The organism is Thiorhodococcus minor (genome assembly GCF_010820565.1).
GTDB lineage: Bacteria > Pseudomonadota > Gammaproteobacteria > Chromatiales > Chromatiaceae > Thiorhodococcus > Thiorhodococcus minor.
Map to the genome: position 1 here is coordinate 1 of NZ_JAAIJQ010000145.1, position 6,946 is coordinate 6,946.

The following is a 6,946-nucleotide window of genomic DNA, read 5'->3' on the forward strand; positions in this document are numbered from 1 at the left end:
CGCAACAGCGTGATGGTGCCTCGAAGGCCAAGCAAGCGAAGGAGGCGGAGACGATCGAGCGCGTGCAAAGGGACTGCGATGAACTCGCCGAGCAGATCAAGGCGCTGGACAAGCGTGTGCCTTTGAAGAGCGTTCTGGAACCGGACCAGATCGTCCAGCACGAAACCGAGCGCAAGACGATCACCCAACTCATCAAGGTCGTCGCCTTCCGCAGCGAGAGCTGTCTGGCGAGTCTCGTCGAGCCCTTTTTCGCGCGTCACGACGATGAGGCTCGCGCCTTTCTCAAGACCGTGTTCCGCTTGCCGGGCGACATCCTCCCGGATCACGAGCGCCAAGAACTGCGGGTGCGCCTGTACGGACTGGCGAACAACCGATCCCAACAAGCGCTCATCGCTCTGTGCGAATGCTTGAACACCCAGCGGGCGATTTACCCCGGTACCGAGCTGCGCCTCGTGTTTGAGGCGATCCAGTCGCATTGAATTTGGCGCCAAGTCAGGAGTTCTGAAACGGAAGGCGCCTGAGCGAATGCGGGGTCCGGGATGGCGACGAGAAGCGCTAGACAAAGCAGGGGAAAACTGAGCAGGACAGGGGTGAGTCGCGTATCGATCATTGAATGCTCTTTGGTGTGAATGGGGGCCGCTCTCCCAGGGCTCGCGCTCTCCAAAGTCCTGGAATGACGGGAACGCTCGCTGGGGACGACCTGAGGTCGAGGCTAGGACAGCGCGCTGGAGCGATCGACGTTGCGACGCCTACCAGGATGCTGGGCCTCACGGCGATCAATAACAGCCGCGCCGGGCTCACGTCTGTTCGTCAGCGTACATTGGGGCGTCGAGGAGCGATCCGTGTCCATTGGTAGTGACGTTCTTGGGATCCGCTTAAGTTCGCTAGCGCACTGAAGGCCGAGGCCGTTCGGCATAGATTGGAGAGCGCTGGATACATCCACTGCGATCCGATAGCCAAGCCAATACCTATCCTCAACCCCAGGGGCATTTGCCATGAATTTTGATCTCACCAAGCACAACGTCGGCAGCACCGATCGCCTAATCCGTGCGGTTGCCGGCGCCGTCCTGATCCTCAGCACCTTTCTCGGCGGCCACTGGGTCGGGGGGCTGATTGGCGCGGTGCTGCTGGTTACCGCCTATTTCCGTTTCTGTCCGGCCTACGGGCTCTTCGATTTCAGCTCTAACTAAGAGGTCGGGCCCGTGGCCAAATAGACCGGTTCGCCCATCGTCCGGGCCATCTGCCTCGGTGGTGGATAGACCAGCGCGTGGGACCGTCGAGGCCGACACTTCAATAACAAGACTCGAACAACCAGGAGCTCATCCATGACCAAAGAGCGAAAGAGCAACAAAGAAGCGAAGAAGAAGCCCGGCCTGACGCTCAAAGAGAAGCGTAATGCCAAGAAAGACAAGCAGGAATCCAAGACCCTGCTCGGAACCGTCAAAGGCGGGCCGCTCTGATCGGCGGACGATCGGCTAGGCGGGGGGAGACCGGCTATCCAGTCAGCGCTACCTGGGCCTGATGCTCGCGTCGAGCATCGACCTCGAGAACGAGGAGAACGAGGTGCCGTGCGCAAAGAGCCCCGACTGCCACGTCAATCGCATCCTGGCCGCGCTGCCCGAGACCGACCGGTGGGAGATCCTGACGTGGTGCGAGCCCGTTGAGCTTCAGGTCGGCGAAGTGATCAGCGAGCCCGGCGAGCGCATTCGCGACGTCTATTTCCCCACGGACAGCTTCGTGTCCCTGGTGACGCCGCCCGCTGATCACGCAGGCCTGGAGGTCTGGCTGGTCGGCAATGAGGGCATGGTCGGGACGCCACTCGTCCTGGGTGTCGAGGTCACTGTGCTGCGCACCTTGGTTCAGGGGGCTGGCTCGGCGTGGCGCATGAGTGCCGAGAGGCTTGGCGATGCGCTGCGCCGGAGCGATGCCTTGCACAGGACGCTCGACCGCTATCTGTCCGTGCTGATGAGCCAGGGCGCACAGATGGTCGCCTGCACCCGCTTCCACGTCGTGGAGGCGCGCCTCGCCCGCTGGCTGCTAATGTCCCAGGATCGTGCGCATTCGGACCACTTCCATGTCACCCATGAGGTCTTGGCCGCGATGCTGGGCGTGCGCCGCGTGGGCGTCACCAAGGCGGCGACGGCACTGCAGCAGCGCGACCTGATTCGCTATCGACGCGGAGAGGTCGCCATTCTCGACCGCGCGGGGCTAGGGGCTGCCGCTTGCGGCTGCTATGGGGCAATGGAGTCGCTCTATGCTCAGGTCTTGTGTTGAGCCTAGATCCGGCAATTGACCCCTTCGTGCTTCATGCAAGGCCTTGATCACTTTCAAGAACGGGGGTTCCTGCTGGCTCACCCGCCGGGTGAAGCCCGCTACGGCCTCCAAGCGCGCGCACCGCGTCGGCGATGTCTTGGCTCAGTCGCGCCAGCGCGCGGCCTTGGGCGGCGGCGAGTCCCAACGCTCGAATTCCTCCAGGCGTACCTGATTCGAGCCCGCGGTGACGACGCTCTCCGGGCGGTCGACCGCCGCCGGCAGGCTCACCGGATCGACGGCGATCGACAGGCTGGAGGCAGGCGCTGAGGTGTGCTGAGAGGCTGTCTGAATATTGCGATGCGCTGTAGCGGGGGGCGAATTCATTCGCCCCCCGCCGGCGCCAAGGGCGACTAGTGCAGCAGAGTGGAAGTCCTGAGACCGTTTGTTGATTCATACCGCGAGCGGTTCGCCCTGATAGGTCCAACGAAAGGGCTTGGCGAGGGTGCGATTGAAGAAGTCGATGAACGCGCCGATACGCTTCTCGAGATCCGCGACTGAGGTGAAGTTGCCGCGCCGCAGGGCTTTGCGCGCCAGGATCGAGAACCACATCTCGATCTGAAGGGGAGCGCCCCTATCCGTGCCGCTATGTCATCAGCTCGAAGTTCATGGACGGTGAGCCGCAGTACAGCATTCAAGTCAGGGACTGGAAGGCCGATGACGCGGTCGCGGCGACTGATTTCAGCTTCAAGAATCCGACGGATGCCGAAAAGGTCGACCTGAAAGACCTGCGTGGTACCGATGAATTGCCCGAGCACTTCCAGATAGGAGAAGCACAATGAAGACATCGAAACGATTTGGCGTCATGCTGCTCGCGGCGATCGCCGCCATCGGAGGATCCGAGCTTGGTGAGCGGCTTTCAGTCCCAGGTGTTCAGAGCCTGATTCCGACTGCCGAAGCGCGAGTCGGGCGTCCAATCACGCCGGTAAGCGTTGCTGGGGTGGGGCGTTGCGCGGTCGGCGGTTACAACTGCTAGGCGGGACGGATCGCCGAGTCAAGACCACCTGAGCCAGAGCGGCGGCCAGTGCGCTTCGCATCTGACCTGATCGCATGCGACGACAAATGAGCCTAAACATCGCATGAATTTCAGCACGATGCGGGCGCTGCTGGTCGCGCTACTGATCTTCCCGGCGAGCTTGCCGGCAAACGGAGCGCCAGTGCCGCGCGCGGAGAACCTCGGCGACACAACGCCGTCCACTCAGCCGCTCCCGCTCGCGATCGCCAACCTCGATCAGCGAATCAGCACCGACACCGAGCCAACAGCAGCACCGACACGGCCAACGACCGACACCAAGCAGCAACTGGGGAAGATCTCTGACGCCATGGATGGATACGGTTCAAGCGCACGCTGCTGGTCTATCTCGACGCCCTCGGCGACAGCTCGATCGACATCCTGATCTACTGCTTCTCCAGGACCGTCGACTGGGAAGGTTGGCTCCAGGTCACGCAGGACCTGATCTCTCGCTGTTGCGCCATCGTCGAGGCCAAAGGTCTGAGCATCGCGTTCCCGAGTCGGACGCTGTATCTGCGTCAGGACGCTGGGCAAGCGGAAGATGCTGTTGCGTCAAGTCATTGAGCCGATTTGGGGGCACGCTGAAAGCAAGAGAGCAAGAAACATGCGAATCGTCGTCTTTGTCGTAACCGCCGGTTGCCTTTGGACGGCCTGGCCGTTGTCGGCCTGTGCTTAGGAGGCCGAGAGCCTGTTGCCCGGATGGTTGGGTTGATCACCTCGAAGGCACTGGAGTCGAAGATCACGGAAGCGCAAGCGGCGACCGACAGGACCGAGGAGGCCAAGACCCAGCTGATCGAGCTGTACCGCAAGGCCTTGAGCAATCGGCAGGCGGCGAAGGACAGCGCAGCAGCGGCGGCCAGGTTCCGGCGCACGGCCGAGCTCGCGCCGGTGGAGATCCAGGCCATCCGCGCGGCGCTTTCCCCGGATGCTCAGGCCGAGCCGCTGGATGGCCTGGATGCGGCTGCCGACACCCCGCTGCCGGAGCTTGAGCAGCTGTTTTAGAAGGAGCAGGCGGACCTGACCTCGGCCGATGCACGACGCGCTGACTTGGAGTCCCGTCTGGCGACCCTCGAGCAGCGCCCGGAGGCCATCAGTCAGCGCCTCGCGGAGGCGACGCAACAACGCGAAGAGGCCTCGGCCCAGGTTCAAACGCCGGCCTCGGACGACGCAAGCCCCACGTTTGCGCAGGCCCAAAAGCGGGTCCTGGAGACGCGCTACGTGGCGCTGAGCACCGAAACCACGATGCGCGAGCAGGAACTCTCGACCCTGCCGCTGCGCACGCAGGTATTGGAAGCCAAGCTCGATCGGGAGAAGGCCAACCTCGACGCGATCGGCGAGCGCATGCAGGTACTCGACGAGCTGTTCGACCGCAAACGCCGTCAGGCTGCGGAGCAAGCGACGACGGAAGCCGAGCAGACCCAGCGCGAGCTCGAGGGCATGCATCCGGTGTTGGTCGCCTTGTCCCCGGAAAACGCGGCACTGTCGCGCGACATGAACGACATCACCCAGCAGCTGCAGGCCCAGGATCTGGTGCGGCAGAGCCGTGAGCAGATCGAGGAGCAGCTCAGCGCCGATTACCGAGATGCCCGCGAAACCCTGGAGTTGGGCGAGGTCAACGACGATCTCGGCCGAATCCTGTTGCAGCAGTTCGACGCCCTGCCCGACCTGCAGCCCTTGACTCGAAACGACCAGCTGCGCAAGACGGACCTCGCCGACCTCAACGTGCGCCGCTTGGAGCATCGCGCCGAGGCGCGGCGCGGCGCATCGCGGATACGGATGCCACCGTCGAACGGCTCATGCTGGAGCTGCAGGCCGATGCGTCGGCGCGCTCCGAGAAGGAGACTCAAGCCGATGGCATCAACCCAGTCGAGACCGGCAGAGCCTTGGCCAAGCTCGGTCTGCTGCTTGGCTACCTGCCGCTGTCTTGGTTCGTCTACCGGGTATTCCATCCCCGCCGTGGCGTGCCGGCGCACCTGCGATCCGGTGGCGAGTACCCGATGGTCTTCCACACCTACCCCGTCTGGTACGCGCTGGCCGTCGGCTCTCCCCTGGCATTGATCGCCCTCGCGTGGACCGGTTACGTCTACACGGCCACGGCCTTTTCCCTTCTGTTCTTGCTGACGCTCTGGTTCCTGTTTGCGCTGGTGCTGAGCAATGCGCTCGCGTTGCGCTGGCTACAGGTCACAAGACGGCGCCTCGCCTACGATGCCGCCATGGAGCGCAGACGCGCGGAGCAAGCGGAAGCCGAAGAGAAGGAGGCGCCCGGGGAGATGGGTGAGCTGCAGTTCTAGGAGCCGGAGGTGGACATTGCGGCCCTGAGCGATGAGACCCGCGAGCTGATCCGGATACTCGTGCTCACCGCGGCCATCGTCGGCCTTTACCTGATCTGGTCCGGCGCTCTACCGGCGCTGCACATCTTCGACGACCTGATCCTGTGGCACGGGACCGAGATCGTCGATGGCGCGGAGCAGCCGCTCCCCATCACGCTGGGTAGCCTAGGGCAAGCGCTGCTGTACGCCGTCGGCGCCTGGGTGCTGGCGGTTCGCCTCCCTTCCGTGTTGGAGATCTTGCTGCTGCAGCGCTTTCAAATGACGGCTGCCGGCCGCTACACCCTGACCACCCTGACGGCCTATCTCGTCGTCGCGGTGGGTCTGTTGCTGGTGCTCAGCACGCTAGGCGCGCGATGGTCGCAAGTGCAATGGCTGGCAGCGGCGCTCAGCGTCAGCATCGGCTTCGGCTTCGGCTTCGGCTTCGGCTTCGGCCTGCAGGAGATCGTCGCCAACTTCATCAGCGGGCTGATCATCCTGTTCGAGCGCCCCATCCGCGTCGGCGATGCCGTCACCGTCGGCGATACCGACGGCGTGGTCACCAAGATCAAGATCCGCGCCACCACCATCCGCAACTGGGACGGCAAGGAATTGCTGGTGCCGAACAAGGAGTTCATCACCGGACGTCTGCTCAATTGGTCGCTGTCAGACCAGACCACGCGGCTGGTCCTCGCCATCGGCATCGCTTACGGATCGCCGGTGCGCCAGGCTATGGATCTGCTGGCGGAGGCGGCGAGGGAGAATCCCAACGTGCTCGATGATCCGACCCCAACGGTCATCTTCGAGACCTTCGGCGACAACGCGCTTGGCCTGCTGTTGCGCTGCTTCGTCGACTCCATCGACCTGCGCGTCAGCGCCATCAGCGCCCTGAACGAGGCCATCAACGACAGATTCAATGCCGCAGGCATCGGCATCGCCTTCCCGCAGCGCGACCTGCATCTCGACACCGTCAAGCCGCTGCGGGTGCAGATCGAGCATTCGGCACCTGCTACTCAATAGAGCCCGTCTTCTGGCAAAACCGACGCCGCCCTCCGATTCGTGCGCTATCGTACAGATAGCGGCTTTGTCGGTTGATCCTGATGGCCGCACGAATCTGGGCTTGTGTCCACGGCCACTCGATCGGGAGGCAGCTCATGGCCGTTGCGCCCAGTCCCGCATCTCCGAGGCAAAATCATCTGCTCGACGTCCTGCCCGAGAGCGAGTACGAGCACCTGTGCAGGCACCTGGAGCTGGTCCGGCTGCCGCTTGGGATGGCCCTCTACGAGTCTGGCGAGGGATTGAGCCATGTCTACTTCCC

At 63.4% G+C, this 6,946-nt stretch carries 10 protein-coding genes and 2 pseudogenes; 10 read left to right on the forward strand and 2 right to left on the reverse strand.

Translation table 11 applies throughout. The features are described from left to right. The 4 genes from G3446_RS25015 to G3446_RS25025 form a co-directional block, all read left to right on the forward strand. A partial coding sequence (locus G3446_RS25015; RefSeq protein WP_164456407.1) for a putative transposase occupies positions 1–479 on the forward strand: 479 nt, incomplete at its 5' end. 516 nt (positions 480–995) lie between these two features. After that, entirely contained in the window at positions 996–1,190 is a 195-nt protein-coding gene (locus G3446_RS25020) for a YgaP family membrane protein (RefSeq protein ID WP_164456408.1), read from the forward strand. A gap of 135 nt (positions 1,191–1,325) precedes the next feature. Further along, complete coding sequence (locus G3446_RS28870) at positions 1,326–1,460, forward strand: hypothetical protein (protein WP_280818890.1); 135 nt, start codon at positions 1,326–1,328, stop codon at positions 1,458–1,460. Positions 1,461–1,521: 61 nt separating this feature from the next. Next, entirely contained in the window at positions 1,522–2,274 is a 753-nt protein-coding gene (locus tag G3446_RS25025; RefSeq protein WP_164456409.1) for a Crp/Fnr family transcriptional regulator, read from the forward strand. A gap of 141 nt (positions 2,275–2,415) precedes the next feature. Here the strand turns inward: G3446_RS25025 and G3446_RS25030 are convergent, their stop codons facing one another. Continuing rightward, entirely contained in the window at positions 2,416–2,637 is a 222-nt protein-coding gene (locus tag G3446_RS25030) for an ABC-type transport auxiliary lipoprotein family protein (RefSeq protein ID WP_164456410.1), read from the reverse strand. Positions 2,638–2,703: 66 nt separating this feature from the next. After that, entirely contained in the window at positions 2,704–2,862 is a 159-nt protein-coding gene (locus G3446_RS25035; RefSeq protein WP_209262629.1) for a hypothetical protein, read from the reverse strand. A gap of 56 nt (positions 2,863–2,918) precedes the next feature. Here G3446_RS25035 and G3446_RS25040 point away from each other — a divergent pair, with 56 nt between their 5' ends. The 6 genes and pseudogenes from G3446_RS25040 to G3446_RS28470 all read left to right on the forward strand — a co-directional run bounded on the left by G3446_RS25040 (position 2,919) and on the right by G3446_RS28470 (position 6,648). Continuing rightward, positions 2,919–3,092: a DUF2092 domain-containing protein gene (locus G3446_RS25040; protein ID WP_245232752.1), complete on the forward strand. Its 174-nt coding sequence runs from the start codon at positions 2,919–2,921 to the stop codon at positions 3,090–3,092. Between the two features lie 569 nt (positions 3,093–3,661). Next, positions 3,662–3,886, forward strand: a complete 225-nt coding sequence (locus G3446_RS28455) for a hypothetical protein (protein WP_342450239.1) — start codon at positions 3,662–3,664, stop codon at positions 3,884–3,886. A gap of 144 nt (positions 3,887–4,030) precedes the next feature. Further along, positions 4,031–4,324 (forward strand): hypothetical protein, encoded by a 294-nt coding sequence (locus tag G3446_RS29325; RefSeq protein WP_425338433.1) that lies wholly within the window; start codon positions 4,031–4,033, stop codon positions 4,322–4,324. Between the two features lie 45 nt (positions 4,325–4,369). Continuing rightward, a pseudogene (locus G3446_RS29330) lies at positions 4,370–4,714 on the forward strand (mechanosensitive ion channel domain-containing protein); the annotation flags it as partial. A 404-nt stretch (positions 4,715–5,118) separates the two neighbouring features. Next, a pseudogene (locus G3446_RS28465) lies at positions 5,119–5,700 on the forward strand (mechanosensitive ion channel domain-containing protein); the annotation flags it as partial. 210 nt (positions 5,701–5,910) lie between these two features. Then, positions 5,911–6,648, forward strand: a complete 738-nt coding sequence (locus tag G3446_RS28470) for a mechanosensitive ion channel family protein (protein ID WP_245232754.1) — start codon at positions 5,911–5,913, stop codon at positions 6,646–6,648. The last annotated feature ends 298 nt before the right edge of the window (positions 6,649–6,946 follow it).

Bases quoted from the DNA above. Each gene is read 5' to 3' on its own strand.
- G3446_RS25020 (WP_164456408.1), top strand. From the start codon at position 996: ATGAATTTTGATCTCACCAAGCACAACGTCGGCAGCACCGATCGCCTA.
- G3446_RS28870 (WP_280818890.1), top strand. From the start codon at position 1,326: ATGACCAAAGAGCGAAAGAGCAACAAAGAAGCGAAGAAGAAGCCCGGC.
- G3446_RS25025 (WP_164456409.1), top strand. From the start codon at position 1,522: ATGCTCGCGTCGAGCATCGACCTCGAGAACGAGGAGAACGAGGTGCCG.
- G3446_RS25030 (WP_164456410.1), bottom strand. From the start codon at position 2,637: ATGAATTCGCCCCCCGCTACAGCGCATCGCAATATTCAGACAGCCTCT.
- G3446_RS25035 (WP_209262629.1), bottom strand. From the start codon at position 2,862: ATGTGGTTCTCGATCCTGGCGCGCAAAGCCCTGCGGCGCGGCAACTTC.
- G3446_RS25040 (WP_245232752.1), top strand. From the start codon at position 2,919: ATGGACGGTGAGCCGCAGTACAGCATTCAAGTCAGGGACTGGAAGGCC.
- G3446_RS28470 (WP_245232754.1), top strand. From the start codon at position 5,911: ATGACGGCTGCCGGCCGCTACACCCTGACCACCCTGACGGCCTATCTC.